Origin of the sequence: Mucilaginibacter sp. OK283, assembly GCF_900110415.1 — a bacterium.
Classification (GTDB): Bacteria; Bacteroidota; Bacteroidia; order Sphingobacteriales; family Sphingobacteriaceae; genus Mucilaginibacter.
In genome coordinates this window covers 148,321-168,689 of the sequence record NZ_FODR01000014.1, presented here as the reverse complement: position 1 = coordinate 168,689, position 20,369 = coordinate 148,321, and the positions used below count along the sequence as shown (strand labels likewise).

Sequence of the window (20,369 nt, the reverse complement as noted above, 5' to 3'; positions counted from 1 at the left end):
ATTTAAACAAACAGGCACCTGCTTCCGGGTAAGTGCCTGTTTAAATTAGTTAAGAATTTTTATGGCTGATATTGAAAAGTACATAGTTGAAAATGCAACATCCCTATTTGCTGCTTATGGACCACAAGCAGTTACCATGGATGACATCGCATCCGTGTGCGGGATTTCTAAAAAAACGCTTTATCGCTTTTTCGAAAATAAAGAGATGCTGATTGTATGTATTCTTAAAAATTTATTTGATACAAGCATACTATCATGGAGACCAGATGAGGGAGCAAAGCCTGATGCTTTGCATGAATTAGACCGCTTTTTAAACGTTATTCAAAATATGCTAACTATTTTAACGCCTGCATTCTTTCATGGAATAAGAAAGCAGGCGCCCATGGGGTATCATTTACTTGCCGAGTTTGGGGTGTTCACTTTAAGCCCATTCCTGGTTGGGATTGTTAAAAATGGCCAGTCAGAAGGTGTTTTCAAAATTGAAATAGAAGCTGGGGCCGCGACGACGCTATATTGTCAGTTACTAAAAAACATAATGGAGAATGCACCTGATTTTTTCAATGACAAACCGCTATCCATTCAATCAGCTAATTTATTTTTTCGTCAGGGATTATTAAACCATAAAACAAAAGACAGCTTTGCCTAAAAGAAGCCAAAAAGATAATAATAAACTATGGTTTGAAATTACCCCGATTATCTGCTGAAGAGTTTCTTTGCGACAAACTCGTCAAAAAAATAATTCCGATAAGCATTCCCTATCGGGATCTCATGTTTACGGATAAAAACAGTATTATTATCAAACGAGTCGATTTCCCTTAAATTAATTATATAACCTTTGCTGATACGTACAAAAAAGCTCTGAGGTAATTGTTTGTGAATCGTTTTTATATTCATAGCAGTAATAATCCGCTGTTCGTCGGTATGCAATATGACATAATCTTTTAAGCTCGCGATAAATAGGATATCTTTTAAAGCGACTCTGAATATTTTTCGTTCCGCTTTTACAAAAAAGTAATCGTTAGCTACCGTCTCTATATGATCGCCGGAATGATCTGTTTTTAAAAGCTGAAGGTAGGAAGCTGCTTTACTCACGGCCTTTTGGAAGCGCTCGCTTTGAACGGGTTTAACCAGATAATCGATGGCCTCAACCTCATAACTATCAAGAGCATATTCACTGAACGCCGTTGTAAAAATAACCAACGTTTCATAAGGGACAGTTTTTGCAAATTCGATACCGCTTATACCTGGCATTTGTATATCGAGAAAGATCAGGTCAACTGCATGGTCCGCCATGAACTTTGAAGCCGCATTGGCACTGTTGAAGCTACCCAAAAGGTGCAGGTCTTTTGTTTTTTCAACCAGCAATTGAATAGCCTCCCTGGCTAGCGGTTCATCATCTACTACGATGCAATTCATAACTTTATCATTAAGGCTACGCAAAAAAGATGTGCTTCGTCTCTTACATACAGATCATGCTGGCCAGGATAAAGTAATTCAAGCCTTCGCTTTAAATTAGCTAATCCCAAACCACCTGGGTTGCTTTTCACTTTCACCGGTGGCTTTGAGTTGATGCATTTAAAATACAACTCGTCACCCTTTACTTTAAAATTCAAATCAACAAAAGATAGTCTTTCAGCATCCACATTATGTTTGATGGCGTTTTCTACAAAGGTAATAAATAACAACGGCGCTACTTGTACCCCATTAATTTCACCCTCTTGATTTATTTGGAAATCGAAGTTATCCCGGCGTATTTTTTCCAGGTTAAGAAAATCAGTCAGAAATTGAATATCGGCCGTAACCAGCACTTTTGGCCTTGTACTGTCATACAACTGGTAGCGCAAAAGATCGCTAAGTTTCATTAATACCTGTGAAGCTTTTACGGGATCTTTCTGAGTAAGCAAATTAGCATTATTCAGCATATTAAACAGAAAATGTGGATTAATCTGATTCTTGAGCTGTTCTAATTCAGCCTGTATAGTAGTTTTCTCCAGTTCATTGATACGCTCCGAATCTCTTATCCAACGTTGAAAGAGTTTGATCGCTGTAGACGCGGCAACCAGCACAACAATCCAAAATATAGTGGGCACTAATATTTGATCTTTGCGGTCAGCTTCCAAATATGGTTTTACATGGCTTACCAGCAAGTAGGCCAGTCCAAGATATGCTACAATCCCAAAGCCATATCCATAGTACCGGTTGCGCAGCAAAAACTTCGGCACCAAAAGGTACATATTCGTATAAAACATGAACAACAGTAAAGACAAGAGACTGATTTTGATATAGTATGCGAAAGATTCGTCAGGCAAAATAGGGACATTATAAACCATTGCACTGATTACAAATAAGGCAATGAAATGCCGAAACAACCTGTATCTGGGATTTGTCCATAATCCCCAGGGGGAATTTTTATTCAATGGCCTGTGCTGCTCGTCCACGATAAATTAAATTATGATATTGTTCATTCAAATATACGACCACTGTATAGGATGAAAGTTCGATTTTAATATAAAAACGTTCATTTATATCACCTTGAATACTCTGCTTACTCCATGTCAACCGTCTATTTTACGATAATCGATTTGCTTTGTGTTGTATGCGCGCTAAAATAGCCCAATGCAGTTGGGGAAATGTTGGATGGTGGGTTTGCCGGCGCAACTGCCCCTCCGGGGCCGTTACTGCCTCCTTGCTGCATCAGAGTATACCAATAGGTATAGACTGGTTTATCGATGCATTGCATCTCCACAGTTACGGTATCGCCGGGGTAAATATCAATATCATCTTCGCGCAGATTATTATGAACATATCTACCGTCTGTAAAATCATCGTTAAAAGCGAAGACTTGTTTCACCTGGATATTATTTACATACATCACAAAACGATACTGGTTAGTTGTCCCGGCTGGGTCCTGATAGTGTACAGTGATCTCCTTTTGGTTCTTGCTATTATCCAGCTCCCTGGTTTTTGCTGTTATAGAATCCAATTGTATCAACCCGGACATAGTTGAACTGGCTGTATACGTTTTTCCTCCCGTTAAAACGGTCATGGTATAGGTATTACCTGTGATCCCTTTCATTGAGGCGATAGAATAGGTGCCAGAAGGTCCTTCGGTAAACATATAGTTAGTGCCGTTACCGTCACTAACCGAAACGACCGCACCACTTACAGGAGGATAGGTATTTGTAGTTGTAAAAGTAACATTACGGCTGAGTTTAACGTATTGAACACCACTCATGTCGGTAATATTGCCCTCTATAACCAGTTTACCGGTATCGTCGCCTAATTTAAGGTCAATGACCTTGGTACATGACATTGTTACGAATAATAAAAAAAGTATGACGATCTGATATTTTAAGTTCATTATTTTCATGCGGTTTGATCATTTAAATTTGAAGTTCCAGGTAACAGAAGGAATAAGCGTTGCAAAAATGCTGGTCTCCACCGCTTCTGTAGTATTTGGCACGGTCTTGCTATCCCGAAAAGTAATAAGATATGGATTCCGGTGACTATAGACATTATATATCCCGAATGTCCAGCTGGAATGAAATCTTTTGTGCTCCTTTCCTTCCAATGTGGCGCCTATATCCAGCCGGTTCGATGCGGGCATCCGGTACCCGTTACGCTGTGAATAAGAAAAAGTAGTCAGGCCGCCAACCTCATATTTACCGGTCGGATAACTAACAGCATTCCCGGTTCCATAAGTGAAGGCTCCCGAAAACGACCAGCGCTTATTCAGCTGATAAATACCCACTACAGATAAGTCATGTGTGCGATCCTGCCGCGCCGGGTAATAACTACCGTTATTGATGGCGGCAAACTTTTGTTCTGTGCGGGATAACGTATAGCCAATCCAGCCGTTAAAACGGCCGTATTTCTTTTTAAAAAACAATTCCAGTCCATATGCCCTTCCCGAACCAAAAGTAAGTTGCGACTCCACATCCTGATTGGCGATCAATTGTGCTCCATCCTTGTAATCGATCTGGTGCTGCATCCATTTATAATAAACCTCAGCCGAAAATTCATAGGTATTGTCTTTAAAATTTCTAAACCACCCCGCAGATACCTGGTCAGCTATTTCAGGTTTGATATTGTTGCTGCTCATTACATAAAGATCAGTAGGCGTGCTGCTGGTCGAGTTAGTTAACAGGTGAATATTCTGAGTATTGCGGTTATAAGATGTCTTAACCGAGCTCTCATCATTCAGCTGGTAACTGGCAGAAAAGCGGGGTTCAAGATTAAAATAGGATTTTACCGATTGTCCCGAGCCATAGGTAGTAGAAGTAACAATATTCCCTGAGGCATCATAGGTACTGAATGTCCCCGGCCCTAAAAGGAACATACCACTTAACCTCACGCCGTACAAGAATGTCAACTGGCTATTCGCCTTCCATTCATCGCTCAGATACAACGCATTCTCAAGGCCGTACCGTTGTTCAGTACTCCTGGTGTTAAAACTGGATGAAGATGTTGTGCTAATACTACCCGGCGCAATCGAGTGATGCAAAACATTCAACCCAAACTTTAACGTATGGCTATCTGCAACCGAATATTGCAGATCTTCTTTCAGATTGAGGTCGGTAATTTTTGAAGTAGCCTTAAAATTGTCATTGCTTTGAAAGCTTTGTATAGTGTAATTATAGTTACTGTATACCAGGGAAGTATTGGAGAATAGCTTGTTGCTAAATAAATGGTTGAATCTAATCGTGCCGGTAGAATTACCCCAGTTTGTGCCAAAGGTGTTTTTTAACCCTAAAACATCCTTTCCAAAATATCCGGAAAGATAAATAGCGTTCTTGTCATCGAAATGATAGTTTGCCTTGGCGTTAAGATCATAAAAATAAAGCGAACTACCCTTAATGGTAGAGTCAGACGAAGCCTTCAGGAAAAGGTCAATATAGGTTCTTCTGGCGCTGATCATAAACGATCCTTTGTCTTTGACTAAGGGACCTTCGACTTTGATGCGCGAGGAGATCAAACCCAAGCCGCCCTGTACAGTGAAACTTTTATTATTGCCTTCATTCATTTTAATATCGAGCACAGATGACAACCGGCCTCCATATTCCGCCGGCATTCCGCCTTTGTAAATGCTGACATCCTTAATAGCATCAGAATTAAACGTTGAGAAAAAGCCAAAAAAATGTGATGCATTGTACACGGTGGCCTCGTCCAATAGGATCAGATTCTGGTCTGACGCGCCGCCCCGGACATAAAAACCGGTGTTCCCCTCACCAGCCGATTTTATGCCCGGCATTAAGGATATGGTCTTTAATACGTCCCTTTCTCCCAGCAGTACAGGCACCTGGTTAATTTGCGCCATGTTTAATTTTTCAACCCCCATTTGCGGCGTGACGATATTATCATTGTTGGGTTTATTGGCACTGATAACCACTTCTTTTAGTTCACTTTTAGGCGATAATCCAATATTAATGGTCTGACTTTGATGCAGAGAAATCCGGCGTTCAACGGTTTCATAACCTATATAAGTAAACAATAAAGTATATTCACCATCAACGGCTGATAAGGAATAAAAACCATAGGTGTTTGTTGCTGTCCCACTTTGCGGAAGTTCCTTTATTTTTACTGTAGCACCTATTAGTTGCTCACCGGTGACCTCGTCCTTAATGGTACCACTTATCGTGTATTTTTTTTGCGCAAAGGATGATGTTGCTATTAAAAATAGGACAATCAGGAGTATTGTTTTTGTCATTGATGCGGATTATTTCGAGTAATTACTACGAAAGTAATTTTAGCGGCAATCAGGAGTTTAAGAATTATAGCAAACCTGTTATAATTTATAGGAAAGTGGCGTTTGTTTATAGAAATAAAAAGCGTTAGTACGAATATTTAAAAATTTCTTGCAGGGCACATATTTTTTTGTAAATAAGGGCGAAGCACTGAACATCTCAGAAATAGGCGGTCAATGGTTCTGTAATTGCCAAGGCATCAGCGTGATTTATTCCGTAGAGTAAAACCATCATTTCATCTATTTTGTATGCCTTTATATCTATTGCATAGACATTAATTGAGATAAATTTGTCAATTGCGATATATATTCCGGATGAGCTAATTTTATAAAGACCATCAATTATAAGCAATGACGCTACCCTCATTAAAGAAACTGGTATTATCAGTCCATTTTTTTTTGCTATTAGGATTATTGGTAATTACGTGCCTACCGCTTAGCTGGCCTATAAGTTTGCCTCCACAATTTTGGATAAAGCAGGGAATCAATTATTTTTTATGGGCAGGTGTTTTTTATCTCAACCTTAATGTTTTCGTTCCGCGGATACTTTATAAAAGCAAAAGTTTTTTGTTTGCCGTACTGGTAACGTGTTCCTTGGTAATTATGGTGCTGCTTAATCGCCTGATAAGTGCGTTGCTTAACCTTCCGGTAATGATGGAGAAAATTTTTGCAAAGCAAAGGGCTCACATTAATTTTCAAAATGATCCGGTTGTTGATTTTAGCATCATTATCATTACGCTGGTTGTTTTTGGAGTCGGTATCATTATAGCAGTAGTGCAAAAGATCCAGCAGGACCAGCTTAAAGTACAAAATTCAGAAAAGGAAAAGATCAGTTCCGAGTTAGCTTTCTTAAAGGCGCAAATCAACCCACATTTCTTTTTTAATATTTTGCATACCATCCATGCATTAACCGAAACCGATACCCGGTCGGCCGGGGATTCCATATATACCTTATCTCATATGATGCGTTATGTATTGTATGATACCAAAAACGATGAAACAACGCTTGAAAAAGAGGTCAATTTTGTTGAGGATTATATCAAATTGATGCAATTAAGGCTAACGGATCAGGTTCAGATCATATTTGACAAACCCAATAATCTTAGGAATGTTAAAGTTGTACCTATGCTTTTCCTGCCGTTTATCGAAAATGCATTTAAGCATGGGATTAGTTCGATCCATCCCAGCTACATTTACATCGGTATAAAACAAATCGGCAGAACATTAAATATTGAAGTACGCAATTCGATTTTCATTGAAAAAGCAGAAAACCTGGAAGAAAGTAATGGTATTGGACTGATCAATACGCAACGCAGACTGGATCTTATTTATCCCGGTAAGCATCAGTTAAAAGTAGAAAGTAGCCAAGTAGCCAATGAATTTACGGTACAATTAAATCTCACCCTGTAATGATTATAAACTGTATAGCTGTTGATGATGAGCCGATCTCTTTAAACCGCATCTCCTCGTATATAAGCCAAACACCCTTTTTGAAGTTGTCGGGACGATATTCAAATGCGTTAACGGCCTTAAAAGCGATACATGAATTGCCAGGAATCCAACTCGTTTTTCTGGATATCAGGATGCCTGACCTTAGTGGCATTGAACTGGCCAGGATAATCGAGCAGTCGCCGAATAAGCAAAGCCTGCGCATCATTTTCACAACCGCTTACGACCAATATGCGTTGGAAAGCTATAAAGTGGCCGCACTAGATTACCTACTGAAGCCGTTTAATTTTGTGGATTTTTCCAAAGCGGTAACGCGGGCACAGGAATACTTTGCCATGCGGGAAAACCAGCAACCGGCGACTCAACAAACTCAGGCAGCTTATTTAGCGGAACAGGAATACATTTATCTTAAAGTCGAATACCAGCTTGTCAAGGTCAACATCAGTCACATTCTCTATATCGAAGGTTTCAAGGATTATATCAAGGTTTACCTGTCTAACGAAGCCAACCCCATCTTTACATTGACCAGTCTGAAAAATCTGGAAGAAAAATTACCTCCCAGTAATTTTCTTCGGATTCACCGCTCCTTTATTGTTGCGCTCGATAAAATCAAATCAGTTACCAAAAATTCAGTGCAAATCAATCAGACTACTATTCACGTAACCGAACAGTACAAAGAAGTATTCACTCATTTTTTAAGGACATGGACCTGATTGCAGACTGGCCCCATAGATTGAAACCCTCATTCTATCTATGTTCTGCTGCTGAGTGTCTATAACGCTTTTTTTAGTACAACATTCCTTATTCCTTTGATACTCATGTTAAGGATCAAAGAAAATATCATCAATGTAATGACTAAAATAATGCCGTACCTACTCATGGGGCTTTGCTGTATTGTCATTCCTATGAATCCAGTAATTGCGCAGGATACAACCCAGATGGCCTCTCTTAAATGGGATCTGCAAACCTGTCTCGATTATGCCAAAAAGAATAACATTCAACTAAACAGCCTCAGACTTAGCCAAAAAACAAGTGAACAAGAATTGCTGCTGTCCCAGGCGGGAGTATTACCTAACCTATATGGTTCGGCAACACAGTACGCTACCCATAATAATACCCCAGCAGGCACTTCCGGAGATTACAAGTCCCGCGTATTTGGCTCAGGCAATTATGGTTTAACATCTTCCTGGACATTATACCAAGGAGGATATTTAAGAAGCGATATACAGCAAAAAAACTTATCGGTAGAATCCGCTAACCTGAGCATTTTACAACAGGAAAACGATATTACCCTTCAGATCACGCAATATTATCTGAACGTACTATTGGATAAGGAAACAATCATTTATCAGCAAAATGTCCTTAGCACTTCTAAGGCACAGGTTGATCAGGCCAATGAACGGTTTAAAGCCGGCAGCATTGCCAAGAAGGATGTAACACAACTGGTGGCGCAATATGCCAATGATAAATATTCCCTAATCACTTCTGAGAACGCGCAGCGGCAGGATCTGATTAATTTAAAGCAGCTATTGCAAGTACCTACTTCCACTCAGTTTGATATCGTGGTACCGGATACTATCCTTTCAAAAAAAGCGATCGTTAGCTTGTATTCGGTTCAGCAAATAGCGCTTGCGAACCGCCCTGAAGTAAAAAACAGCCAGCTGGGGATTGATATCGCGAAAGTGGGTTTAAACAAAGCCAAATCCGGCTACCAACCTACGTTAACCGCCTCCGGTTTTATAGGGTCGAGTTATGCCGGGTCAACACCGGGTTATTTTACGCAGTTGAGTAATGGCTTTAATCAGCAGGTCGGCCTTTCTTTATCCGTGCCGATTTTTACTAAAAGGCTCAATAAAACAAATGTAGCCGAGGCAAAGATCAATATCGACCAGGCACAGCTAACCCTTAAAGATACCAAGACGGCCCTTTCATTAAATATCGAAAAGGCATACATCAATGTGATTAACGCGCAGAACCAGTTTGACGCCGCCGAAGAAGCTTTTAAATCCAACCAGGAAACTTACCGGGTAGCGAATGAGCAGATCAAATTAGGGGTTTCTAATATGGTGGAGTTCTTACAGCAGAAAACACTTTACATACAGGCATTACAACAATATATACAGGCAAAATATAATGCCGCATTAACCATAGAGATCTATGATTTCTATAAAGGTGAACCCGTTAAACTTTAACAGTCCAAGAAATAAGATGAAAAAAAGTTATAAAAAGATACTGATCACATTATCGGTTATCGTAATTGCAGGCCTGGTTTGGTTCGTTGCATTTAAGAAAAAAGAACAACCCATTGTATTACCAACCGAGAAACCAACCTACGGTTATATATCGCAATCGGTGACTGCTACGGGTACTATTCAGCCGTTAGATACGGTTTCAGTGGGTACACAGGTTTCAGGCACCATTAGTGCGGTAAATGCGGATTTTAATTCCAGAGTTAAAAAGGGGCAATTGCTGGCCCAACTGGATAAAACATTGCTACAGGCCGTAGTTGACCAGAACCGCGCTAACCTGCAAACCCAACGCAGCCAACTGATCTTTAACCAAAGCAATTTTGCCAGGCAAAAACTGTTGTACTCCACCGGCTCTATCAGCAAACTGGATTATGAGACATCTTTAAATACTTATAATGCAGCTGTTGCGGGGGTTGCCAACGCGGAGGCGCAACTGAGGTCTTCCACAAAAAACCTTTCGTATGCCGATATTTATTCACCTATTGACGGGGTTGTATTATCTAGGAACATTAGTATTGGCCAAACTGTGGCTGCAAGCTTTAGCACGCCTACATTATTTGTGCTGGCTAAAGATATCACCAAAATGCAGGTGCAGGCTGCCATTGACGAAGCTGACATCGGCAATGTAGCCAAGGGACAGCGTGCTTCCTTTACAGTTGATGCTTATATTGAAGATTCATTTAAGGGAACAGTTGCTGAAGTAAGGCTTCACCCTAAAGTATCTTCAAATGTAGTAACGTATACGACAATCATTAATGCCCCGAATGATGATATGAAGCTAAAGCCAGGCATGACCGCGAATATTACCGTTTACACCAAAGAACAAAACAATGCCTTATTGATAAGCTCTAAAGCTTTGAACTTTACACCGGATTCCATTATAAACAAGCAATTTGTTTTACAGCCCGTCAAGGCAAAAGCGGAAACAAAGGAAGCCGGTTCCAACGTAGGTAAAGCAGGTTCCGTTTGGATTAAGAAAGGCAATATACTGGTTCAAACGCTTGTAATAATCGGATTGGATGACAATACCCACGCGGAGATACTGAAAGGGCTAAATACTAGCGATGAGGTTGTTTCCTCGTTGCCTGTACCAGGTGGTGTAGTTGCCGAATCCAGTTCAATCTTACCGGCCCCTCCTGGCGCAAAGAAGAAGCAATAATGAAAAAGATACTTGAACTGAGCGACATCAAAAGGCAGTTCCAGATGGGAACGGAAATAGTTCGTGCTTTAAAGGGTGTCTCCTTTGATGTAATGGCTGGTGAGTTTGTCACCATCATGGGCAGTAGCGGGTCTGGTAAAACTACCCTGCTTAATACACTTGGATGTTTGGATAAACCAAGCGAAGGGACTTATCTGCTGGATGGCGTCAACATTGGGGGGCAGAACCGCGACCAGCTGGCCAAACTGCGTAACGAAAAAATTGGATTTGTATTTCAGGCCTATAATTTATTGCCCAGAACAACAGCGCTCGAAAATGTAGAACTACCCCTTTTTTACAACCCAACAATTAGTCCAGCAATTCGCAAAGAACGCGCGATAGCCGCATTGGAGGCTGTAAGGCTTGCTGACAGAATGCATCACATGCCTAATGAGCTTTCAGGTGGACAGCAGCAGCGGGTAGCCATCGCAAGAGCTTTGGTTAACGAGCCGGTGATGATACTCGCAGATGAGGCCACAGGTAACCTAGATTCGCGTACCTCCTACGAAATCATGGCGCTGATGCAGGAACTTAATGAAGTACAAGGCAAAACCATAGTATTTGTTACGCATGAACCAGATATAGCTGCCTTCAGTAGCCGGACGGTTATCCTTAAAGACGGCAGGGTGGTAAAAGACACCTTTCACAAGAACAGGAAATCGGCAAAAGAAATGCTTGCCGCCTTACCGGTAACAGATGATTATTGATTTATAGATCATGAAAATAATAAATTTAATAAGACTTGCTTTGAGAGCGTTACAGCGTAATAAACTCAGGGCTGTATTGACGATGCTGGGGATCATAATTGGTGTTGCCGCTGTAATTACCATTGGCGCCATCGGGGCAGGGTCCAAAATAAGCATACATAATTCTCTTGCAGGGTTAGGTTCCAACCTGATCACAGTAATGCCTAACAGTAATGTGCCTGGTGGTGCAAGGCTGCAAGGCGCCAATGTAGAGACCTTGACGATAAAAGATATATTAGCGATTGAAAAAAGTGCTACTTATATTAATGGGATTTCGCCATCTTCTCAATCCAAAGGGCAAGCCATAAACGGTTCGTTAAACTGGCCAACAACCATAGAGGGAGTAAATTCACAATATCTCGCTATAAAAAATATGTCCATTAGCGATGGTATCATGTTTTCCGACAGGGACGTAAGGACCTTTGCAAAAGTTTGTTTAATTGGACAAACGGTGGTGAAAAACCTTTTTCCGAAAGGCGTTAACCCGTTGGGCAAAATCATCCGCTTTAACAAGATTCCTTTCCAGGTCATCGGGATCTTAGCCGTAAAAGGGCAAAATACTTTTGGGCAGGATCAGGATGATATTATTTTATCACCCTATACCACAGTACAGAAGCGTGTAATTGCGTCTATTTATTTCGGGAGTATCTACGCTTCGGCAAAATCCGAGGCCCTGTCAGAAGCTGCATCAGATGAGATTTCAAAGATATTGAGGGTAACACACCGTTTGCGTGCTACGGAAGATGATGATTTCGTGATCAGGACGCAGGCAGAACTGATCAAAACATTGGGAACCATTACCGGCTTACTAACTGCCCTGCTGACCGCTATTGCAGGTATATCATTAATTATCGGAGGTATCGGTATCATGAATATCATGTATGTTTCAGTGACAGAGCGCACCAAAGAGATTGGACTCAGGATGTCTATTGGTGCCCGTGGAAAAGACATACTCAACCAATTTTTGATCGAAGCCATTATGATCAGTATTACAGGCGGGGTTATCGGGATTGTAATTGGGCAGGGTTTAGCATTCATCATTGCCAAGGCATTGGCATGGCCCCCTGTTTTAAATGAATCGTCGATTATCGTTTCATTCACCGTGTGTACGGTGATCGGTGTGTTCTTTGGATATTACCCGGCGCTAAAAGCCTCAAAACTTGACCCGATAGAAGCGCTGCGATATGAATAAGCAAAACCAAATTAACCCAATTTATAAACACTTAAATTAACTGAAATGATCAGAAAATCGCTAACAACCGCATTATTCACTCTCGCCGTAATCGCCACATGTTTTGGTGCAGATATTACCGGTAAATGGACAGGTAAAGTAATGAATCAATTCGACGTGACCTATATATTTAAAGTTGATGGCGAAAAGCTAACGGGAACAACTACAGGTCCTGACGGAACGTCCGTCACCCTTCAAAATGGTGTTATCAAAGATGATGACCTGTCGTTCACCATGGACTTGATGGGCAATACCACCAAAGTTACCGGTAAGGTCAAGGACAATGTGATCACATTGACACTGCCGGGCATGAACGGTGGGGATGCCATAACCCTGGTTTTAAAGAAAGAAAAGTAAACGAATTCCATTAAGATCGGGGTAGATTCATCAGTAGTTCACCCCGATCTGATTTTACAGCACAAACATTTCGCCTGTTTTTCAGGGTACTTATTGCTACTCAAAAAGCAGGTTATACAATATTGAACATCGGGAAATCCCTATGATCACTAAAGTAAGAAGACAGCGAATTAACAGCTATCTTTTTACTCGATATAAGAGTTAGAACAAAGAGGTGTAACATAAGGGGCGCGATAATCTTCCGATTCCGAAAACGAGGCCGATAGCTTCGCGCTGATTCACTATTAAAACCTATAATTCCCATTTGAAACGGATATACTTCCAGGCGTCCTAGCCTGAAAACAGCTATCAAATAAATTCAATCTTCTCGAAAAAACAGCCCGTGGACGGAGAAATATAGGGGGTTCGTCGTGTTTAACATTTATTAACATGCAGCTTTCGGATGTTTACCTACGAAATATCCGGATAGTAAATATCATCACGTCATATTCTGGTGTAACGGTTCTCACGCACAGGTATAGCGGGTAACTACTCTGATTAAAAAAAGAAACAGCGAATAAAAACAATGAATAAAACGGCAACGATATACGTGGTGCTCCTAATGATACTAACTGCCTGTAATAAAAATACTCATGAAATCCACCTTGGAAAAGACACAGGTGAGGGTTACAGTGAAATCGACACGACGACGGTTCAGGCTGCTACCTTATTGCTTGATTCTATCAAAACCTCTGGCACAGGAACAATACTGATAGGAAAATTGAATGATCCGGATTTTGGCGTGATTGAAACGTCATCATATCTACCTTTGGCGGTTCCTGCAAACCGTCCGGACCTCAAAAATTCAAAGACGGCGCGATTTGATTCGGTGACCCTTAAACTGGCCTATTCGGGGTCATACTATGGTGATACTACCCAAATGTCCAGAATAGAAGTTCATCAGCTTGCAGAAAAGCTTAAGCTTAAAGATAACTTGAAAGTGAGTGATCCTGATGAACAGTCATTAATCAACACCACATCTGCATTATACAATAACAGCAGTGTCAGGTTTGAACGTACATTACTTGGGAGCAAAAGCTTCCGGCCAAGGCCTAAAGGAGTTGATTCAATTACAATTAAACTGACTAACAGCTTAGGCGAGTCTCTTTTCAATCTTGTAAAGGACAACGACCAGGTAATTACCACGCAGGATAAATTCGATGATTATTTTAAAGGGATCGCGTTGATTGCCGGTCAAGGCACAGGGAATAATGTACTTAATTTTAAGGCCAGCCGTACTTCAGTTCAGGTTTATTATTCAGAAGAGACAGATCAGGGAAACAGGGAAGCGAAGTCGATTGATTTTAATCTGACAAATTCCGCCCTGCAGTTTAACGGGATAACCGGTAACCGTACCGGTACCGCGATAGAAAGCATTATCAGAAAGAAGCCTCTTACTTATACCGCCACTGGCAATAGGTGTTTTGTCCAATCTGGAATTGGATTGGTTACCAAAGTCAAATTCCCTTTTATACTGGAGTGGCTGAATGAAAAGGTCAATGCAATCAACCAGGCAACATTAATCATTGAAATTCCCAAGGATGCAAATAACGTTTTTGATCCACCTGCAGTACTCAACTTGTTCGTTGCTAACAAGAGAAATAAACCGCAATCAACAATTAACAATTTCTACGGGGAGGGTGACCAGGCCGCAATACTACAGAAAAATTATGATGGTGATATACAGGGCAAAATGCGGTATGTTTTTAACATTACGCAGTTCCTTAATAATTTAAGGAAAACAGCTAATAACGCAGATCTCTCTTTACTGATCAGTGTACCCCTTTCAACGCTTCCAACTTCTGTTGAGCGGGTTGTCCTCGGCTCGCCAGGTAGTCCTCAGGCAAAAATCAAACTCAAAATTAAATATACCAAGTACCAGATTCCGGACTAAAATACCGGTTAATAATTGACCCGCAGAATGAAAGAATCAATTTATATGACTATAAAACAGACAAAGATGAAAAGAAGCATTTATTGGATAATGTTATTATTTACCACGTTGGTGGGTTGCAAAAAAGAAGACAGCGATAAGGACGGGGCGTGGAGCAGATCGGCCGATTTTGAAGGGGAACCGCGAAATGGCGCTTTCGTTTTTACGATAGACAATAAAGCCTATGTTGGTACAGGATATGACGGGGATGATCGGTTTAATGATGTATGGATGTTTGATGGAGACAAAAAAACCTGGTACCCTATGGCCGTCTTTCCGGGTAAGGCAAGGAGTAATGGTGTTGCATTTACTATAAACGAAAAAGGGTATTTTGGTACGGGCTACGATGGGGATACTGCGTTAAAGGATTTTTGGGAATATACTCCGTCTACTAATTCATGGCGAAAGATAGCAGACATGCCAATCAATGTCGGCCGCTATGATGCAGTAGCCTTCTCATTAAATAACAAAGGCTATGTTGGAACGGGGAAAGATAATGATAGTAAAGAACAATCGGATTTTTACAGCTATGATCCTAACACCGATACCTGGAAAAAGGAAAATAGCCTCACGGTTAAACGGTCAGGCGCTTTTACATTTACTGTTAACGGTAATGTATATGTTGGAGGTGGTACGAACAATGGTTCGTACACTCCTGAACTATATGAGTTTAACCCAGTGGACGGCAGCTGGATAATAAAACGCGATCTTAACAGATTTGATGACGATGATAATGATGAAAAAAATGATGATGACAATTATGACCTCAGCCGGTCAAATACTATGGCCTTTACAATCGGAGGCAATGGTTATATAACCTGTGGAATGAAGTATTCTGCCTTGAATGATACCTGGCGATACGACCCTGTTAAAGATTTTTGGACTCAGGTCGATACATTTGAAGGTACTAATCGTGCTTACGGTGTAGCATTTACCATTAAAAACCTCGCCTATGTGACCACGGGTAATAACGGCAGTACCAGATTAGATGATACCTGGGTATTTGATCCAAATGCTGTCGATGATGATGATTAAGACTTGACCACTATTAATTTTTTTTGCATTGAAAGATAAGCGCAGCGCTGAGACATAGTTCGCGACGCTGGGCATCTCAACGCTGCGTTGAGGACAATCCCATCCAATAGTGGAATGGAGCTCGGTTTGCTAAGCAAACTGTTCAACCTATTAACCACCAATTAAAAGCATTTAATTAAAGACCATTTTGAACAATTCAATAACGCATAGATTTTGTCTCTATAGAACCTGTATAATCAGGCACATCGTAGTACTGACTGCGGTGTTAACCGTAGCCTCGCACGCTTTGAGAGCACAGCAGACGTTTATTAAAAAAATTAACGGGCAAAACAGAAGTTACTTGTACTACACCAACATTAATGACCAACAGGAAACCACCAATCTTCCGTTAGTCATTGTGCTTCACCAAAATGGAAGTGATGCAAATGAGACCTACCTGTTGGCCCAAAAACAGCTTTCTAAATATCCCTGTAACATGTTGTTCCCCGCTGGCCTACGTGGCCAATGGAGTTGTGCCGATGATGCAGTCGAGAACGACATTGAATTCTTAAACACAATTATTGCAGATACTTATCAAGATTTTCAGCATGACAGAAATCGCGTTTATATTGTTAGCGACACAGGGGGTTATTGCCTGGTTGAAAATCTAAAGATTAAATATCCTGACCTGATAGCTGAAAGCCGTTCAGTAGTCTCGATGTCGCAGGAGCTTTCGCAGAATTTGAAGGAGATGCTTGCTGCCAAAACAAAGACATCGAAAAAATACAATTTATGGGTTGCCGATGATTTGGCAGAGCCTACTCCTGACTCTGTCATGCAATATAGTTTTTATAAACGCTGGGTAATCGATTTCAGCGCCGGAGGACTCTACATGTTCGGATCAGTTAAAACGAATATAAAAGACGGTACTAATATGGACCTCAGTGATGCACATTCGATCAAAGCTTTTACTTTGACGAAATGGTTCAGCAATTCTACAGCTTGGTTTGTGGGAGTTGGTAACCTAAGCGTTCCAAGAAAAAACGAAAGTGCAGGCGAAACAACCAAAGTCGGCGGCGGGCTTATTGTACCGATTAGTTTAGGACTTAAACATGAATTACTATCTGGTAGTGTCATACATCCTTATGTGATGGCTGGGGGCGGATTGATCTGGATCTTTGCGGCCGGCGCAAAGGTTAAAGGCGGCAACATGCCAAATCTCAATTCAGACTACCGTCATCCGTTGCAGATGACATTAGGATCAGGTATCGACTTCAGGATTATGAAAAGATTAGTTTTAGGTACCAACCTTCGATATATTCAATCTGCAAAATTTGCCTCACTAGGAAAAATTGATGCCATTAGCGGTTTGAATTTTAATTTTTCCTTAGGTTACGTCTTCAACGCAAACAGTTCCAAAAGACCACCTTCGCATAAACATTAATCAAAAGCAGGCGGATTTTTGATTGGCAATCCTAAGCACATGAGTCCCGACCAGCTTAAGCCGGGCGACTTTAAGTAATCCAGGAGACAATTCGCTTTTTTATTTGTCCTCTTTGCCGGGCCTTGGGTACACAACAACGTATTTGTGGCCATCAAGGCTTTCCAGTTTTGTTACCTGGCGTTATCTTCTCGTCCGGTATTCTCATCTTACTAAAGGTCCGAGCTTTATATTACGCCCACATCGTAACAGCTTGCTACTCATAAAACAAGTAGCTTACCAAAATTATATGATGAGTCTATCGTTACATAACCTGGGCTATCAGAATTATAAATTTACTTTAACGCTATAACAGTCATAGCATCAATCAACTTGCATCTTTTTCTCCTTCGATAACGTAGAATAAGCTTTGTGCCAGCCCGCGACACTTTAGAAATTTCTACTTGTAACGTAGTGCTGTAATTGTTGGCGATAACCATCACTAACAGGAATTTCTATGCCCTGGATCATAACCTGGGTCTTTTGTATGGTATCCAATTTATCAAGGGCTATGATATATGACCTGTGTACACGCATGAATTTTCCGGAACTGAGCTTTTCCTCAACGTCTTTTAATAAAAGACGGGTGATGACCGTTTTTCCGGAAACAAGGTGAATCTTTACATGGTCCTTAAGCCCCTCAACATACATGATGTCGGACAGAATAACCTTAACCAGGGAATAATTGGCGTTGATAAATACATATTCGGTTTCAGATGGTGTGAGAGTACCCACCGTGTGCAGGTTTTTTAAAATGCTTTGAGCCTTACGGACCGCTTTTAAAAACCGTGAGAAAGGAACCGGCTTTACCAGGTAGTCTACAACGTTTAGTTCAAAACCCTGTAACGCATATTGCTCATAAGCAGAAACAAGGATAACTAAAGGAGGACGAGTAAGGGATCGTAAAAACTCCAATCCCGTTATCCCGGGCATCTCAACATCGAGGAACATCAGATCAATGTTATACAAATCCAGCCAGCTCATGGCATCTGAAGCATTTCTCGCGGTTCCTAAAAGATTCAGGAAGGGGACCTGACGTATGGTGTCAGCAAGTAATTCCAGCGCAGGAAGTTCATCTTCCACTATTAAGCAATTCATGTTGATAAGCTAATTTCTAAATTGACATTGTAAGTATCATTTGTCTCTGATAGCAGAATTTGGTGCCTTCCAGGGTATAGGAGCATTAGCCGCCGCTGAACATTTGCCAAACCGATGCCTTGTCTGTGATCCTGGTTTTTTGAAATTTTATTCACGCTGTTTTTGACGGTCATATTTAAAATTCTTTTCTTTTCATTAACACAAATGGCTACATCGATTAGCGGATGGGCAACGGAATCTGTACCATGTTTAAAGGTGTTTTCTATAAATGGGATGAGTATCATCGGCTCAATATTATAGCCTTCAAAGCTGCCATTAACTAACAAATTGAAGCTAATACCATCTCCGAAACGGAGCAGCTGCAAGTCGACATAGGTTTTTAAATATTCTATTTCTTTATTCAGTGGGATATGCTGGTCATTAATATCGTAAAGCATGTAACGCAATAACTGCGCGAGATTGATCAGCGAATCTTCCAATAATTCGGATTTTTTACGCGCCAGGGAAACCAGTGTATTGATGAGGTTGAAGATAAAATGTGGACTGATCTGCGACCTTAAGAACTGAAGCTCCATCTTAACATTGACAGTTTCCAGCTCTTTCAGGATATGGTTCTGCTTAACTTGATCAATATATAGGCGATAACAATAGCTGTGAAATATGACAATTACGTAAGGTGCTAACGGAAAAAACAACGGTTCACCAGAAACTCTGGATTTTAACGGCAGGATATTTTTTGCAGACAGGCTGAACACATCCGGCTGAAGATTAATCAGTATTAATACATGCAATATTAAGCCGGTAATCAGCAACAGTATATAAATCAATTTTCCATTTTTTCTACGGATGATTGGCAATAAAAAGTAAGTATGGACAAAAAAAAGACACACTGCCCATTGGATTAGTAAAAATGTATTGAGAACCTTTCCTCGATCCAGTTCCTCATATGAAATCATGATTTGAAATAAGAATAGCAAAAAAAACACGCCAATCCAGATAACTATCGGAAGAAGCCAATGATATTTACTGATAAAAATGGTTTTTTTCATAGCATGAGACTAATTGGGGCTTACTTCGACTATTTTTTATGAATGTTAGAGCGGTACGCCTATGAATCATGGCGAAAGGCATTGTATGTATTTAGCTTAAGCTTCTTTCGATATTACTTAACCATGATGGTTTTACGTAGGGTCTGTAAAAAACTCATTGTCCGAATCATTTGTACTGTCTTCCGCAGCATTAGTATTTGTGATATTATCGGCTACTTATACCTTAACAATACCACTCATTGTCTATTTTTTTGCAATAAGGACAACGTAGCCATTATTATTAGAACAACCAACAGAATAACTTCAGTCATTGATACAAGCCATTTTTATTTATTGATGTAAATGTATTTTTATGAGTTATTCCTTTTCTTTAAATTATAGCAAACCCGTTATAATTTATAGGAAAGTGCCGTTTGATTATAGAAACAAAAAGTGCTAATGAATATTTCCAAATACAGTCGGCATGAAAGTATTGCATTCTCTTTTTCTGTTTTGTTAAACTCGCAAAATAATACGTACTTTAAAAAATATTCAGTTGCCCGCTGTTTAATTTAATAAACCAATGCTCGAATTTTCGGCCCTTAGCGATAAAGAACTTGCTGTGTTATTAAATAGGGTGATAAGGCAGCGTTCGAAGCTGTTTATAATAGATTTTGGAATAAACTCTTTAATGCAGCTTATAAACGCCTTTGTGACGAGACTGCATGCGAGGGAATCGTTCAGGATATTTTTATAAAACTTTGGGAAAAGCGGACGTACCTGACTCTTCCCGTTGGTTTAGAG

Annotated in this window: 17 protein-coding genes; 11 read left to right on the top strand and 6 right to left on the bottom strand. The window is 40.4% G+C overall.

The window, feature by feature from the left end:
• The first annotated feature begins 61 nt into the window (after positions 1-61).
• The gene (locus BMX56_RS25775) at positions 62-646 is read left to right on the top strand and encodes a TetR/AcrR family transcriptional regulator (protein ID WP_090652590.1); all 585 of its coding nucleotides are present in this window, start codon (positions 62-64) and stop codon (positions 644-646) included.
• A 47-nt stretch (positions 647-693) separates the two neighbouring features.
• Here BMX56_RS25775 and BMX56_RS25770 read toward each other — a convergent pair whose 3' ends face one another.
• The 4 genes from BMX56_RS25770 to BMX56_RS25755 form a co-directional block, all read right to left on the bottom strand.
• Positions 694-1,416, bottom strand: a complete 723-nt coding sequence (locus tag BMX56_RS25770) for a LytR/AlgR family response regulator transcription factor (RefSeq protein ID WP_090652589.1) — start codon at positions 1,414-1,416, stop codon at positions 694-696.
• Positions 1,413-2,438 carry a sensor histidine kinase gene (locus tag BMX56_RS25765; protein ID WP_143065532.1) on the bottom strand — a complete coding sequence of 342 codons (1,026 nt, stop codon included), beginning with the start codon at positions 2,436-2,438 and terminating at the stop codon, positions 1,413-1,415. Before BMX56_RS25765 ends, BMX56_RS25770 begins: the two co-directional genes overlap by 4 nt.
• A 125-nt stretch (positions 2,439-2,563) precedes the next feature.
• Positions 2,564-3,313, bottom strand: coding sequence for a DUF4249 domain-containing protein (locus BMX56_RS25760; protein WP_255369923.1), 750 nt, complete (start codon positions 3,311-3,313; stop codon positions 2,564-2,566).
• Positions 3,314-3,379: 66 nt separating this feature from the next.
• Complete coding sequence (locus tag BMX56_RS25755; RefSeq protein WP_090652586.1) at positions 3,380-5,707, bottom strand: TonB-dependent receptor; 2,328 nt, start codon at positions 5,705-5,707, stop codon at positions 3,380-3,382.
• Between the two features lie 687 nt (positions 5,708-6,394).
• Between BMX56_RS25755 and BMX56_RS25745 the strand changes: the two genes are divergently transcribed.
• The 10 genes from BMX56_RS25745 to BMX56_RS25700 all read left to right on the top strand — a co-directional run bounded on the left by BMX56_RS25745 (position 6,395) and on the right by BMX56_RS25700 (position 17,403).
• The gene (locus BMX56_RS25745) at positions 6,395-7,153 is read left to right on the top strand and encodes a sensor histidine kinase (RefSeq protein WP_177183920.1); all 759 of its coding nucleotides are present in this window, start codon (positions 6,395-6,397) and stop codon (positions 7,151-7,153) included.
• Positions 7,153-7,905 (top strand): LytR/AlgR family response regulator transcription factor, encoded by a 753-nt coding sequence (locus BMX56_RS25740; protein ID WP_090652583.1) that lies wholly within the window; start codon positions 7,153-7,155, stop codon positions 7,903-7,905. Before BMX56_RS25745 ends, BMX56_RS25740 begins: the two co-directional genes overlap by 1 nt.
• Positions 7,906-8,097: 192 nt before the next feature.
• Complete coding sequence (locus BMX56_RS25735; protein WP_255369922.1) at positions 8,098-9,384, top strand: TolC family protein; 1,287 nt, start codon at positions 8,098-8,100, stop codon at positions 9,382-9,384.
• Positions 9,385-9,400: 16 nt separating this feature from the next.
• Positions 9,401-10,600 (top strand): efflux RND transporter periplasmic adaptor subunit, encoded by a 1,200-nt coding sequence (locus tag BMX56_RS25730; RefSeq protein ID WP_090652582.1) that lies wholly within the window; start codon positions 9,401-9,403, stop codon positions 10,598-10,600.
• A complete protein-coding gene (locus BMX56_RS25725) occupies positions 10,600-11,346 on the top strand; it encodes an ABC transporter ATP-binding protein (RefSeq protein ID WP_304441811.1) in 747 nt (248 codons plus the stop codon). Before BMX56_RS25730 ends, BMX56_RS25725 begins: the two co-directional genes overlap by 1 nt.
• Positions 11,347-11,356: 10 nt before the next feature.
• Entirely contained in the window at positions 11,357-12,577 is a 1,221-nt protein-coding gene (locus tag BMX56_RS25720; RefSeq protein ID WP_090652580.1) for an ABC transporter permease, read from the top strand.
• A gap of 45 nt (positions 12,578-12,622) precedes the next feature.
• Positions 12,623-12,973 carry a hypothetical protein gene (locus BMX56_RS25715; protein ID WP_090652579.1) on the top strand — a complete coding sequence of 117 codons (351 nt, stop codon included), beginning with the start codon at positions 12,623-12,625 and terminating at the stop codon, positions 12,971-12,973.
• Positions 12,974-13,538: 565 nt separating this feature from the next.
• Positions 13,539-14,906 carry a DUF4270 family protein gene (locus tag BMX56_RS25710; RefSeq protein ID WP_090652578.1) on the top strand — a complete coding sequence of 456 codons (1,368 nt, stop codon included), beginning with the start codon at positions 13,539-13,541 and terminating at the stop codon, positions 14,904-14,906.
• 66 nt (positions 14,907-14,972) lie between these two features.
• Positions 14,973-15,980: a Kelch repeat-containing protein gene (locus BMX56_RS25705; protein WP_177183919.1), complete on the top strand. Its 1,008-nt coding sequence runs from the start codon at positions 14,973-14,975 to the stop codon at positions 15,978-15,980.
• 286 nt (positions 15,981-16,266) lie between these two features.
• Positions 16,267-17,403, top strand: a complete 1,137-nt coding sequence (locus tag BMX56_RS25700; protein WP_143065531.1) for an alpha/beta hydrolase family protein — start codon at positions 16,267-16,269, stop codon at positions 17,401-17,403.
• Positions 17,404-17,829: 426 nt separating this feature from the next.
• Here BMX56_RS25700 and BMX56_RS25695 read toward each other — a convergent pair whose 3' ends face one another.
• Both BMX56_RS25695 and BMX56_RS25690 read right to left on the bottom strand, forming a co-directional pair.
• Positions 17,830-18,537: a LytR/AlgR family response regulator transcription factor gene (locus tag BMX56_RS25695; RefSeq protein ID WP_090652575.1), complete on the bottom strand. Its 708-nt coding sequence runs from the start codon at positions 18,535-18,537 to the stop codon at positions 17,830-17,832.
• Positions 18,534-19,586, bottom strand: coding sequence for a sensor histidine kinase (locus BMX56_RS25690; RefSeq protein ID WP_090652574.1), 1,053 nt, complete (start codon positions 19,584-19,586; stop codon positions 18,534-18,536). Before BMX56_RS25690 ends, BMX56_RS25695 begins: the two co-directional genes overlap by 4 nt.
• Positions 19,587-20,369: the final 783 nt, after the last annotated feature.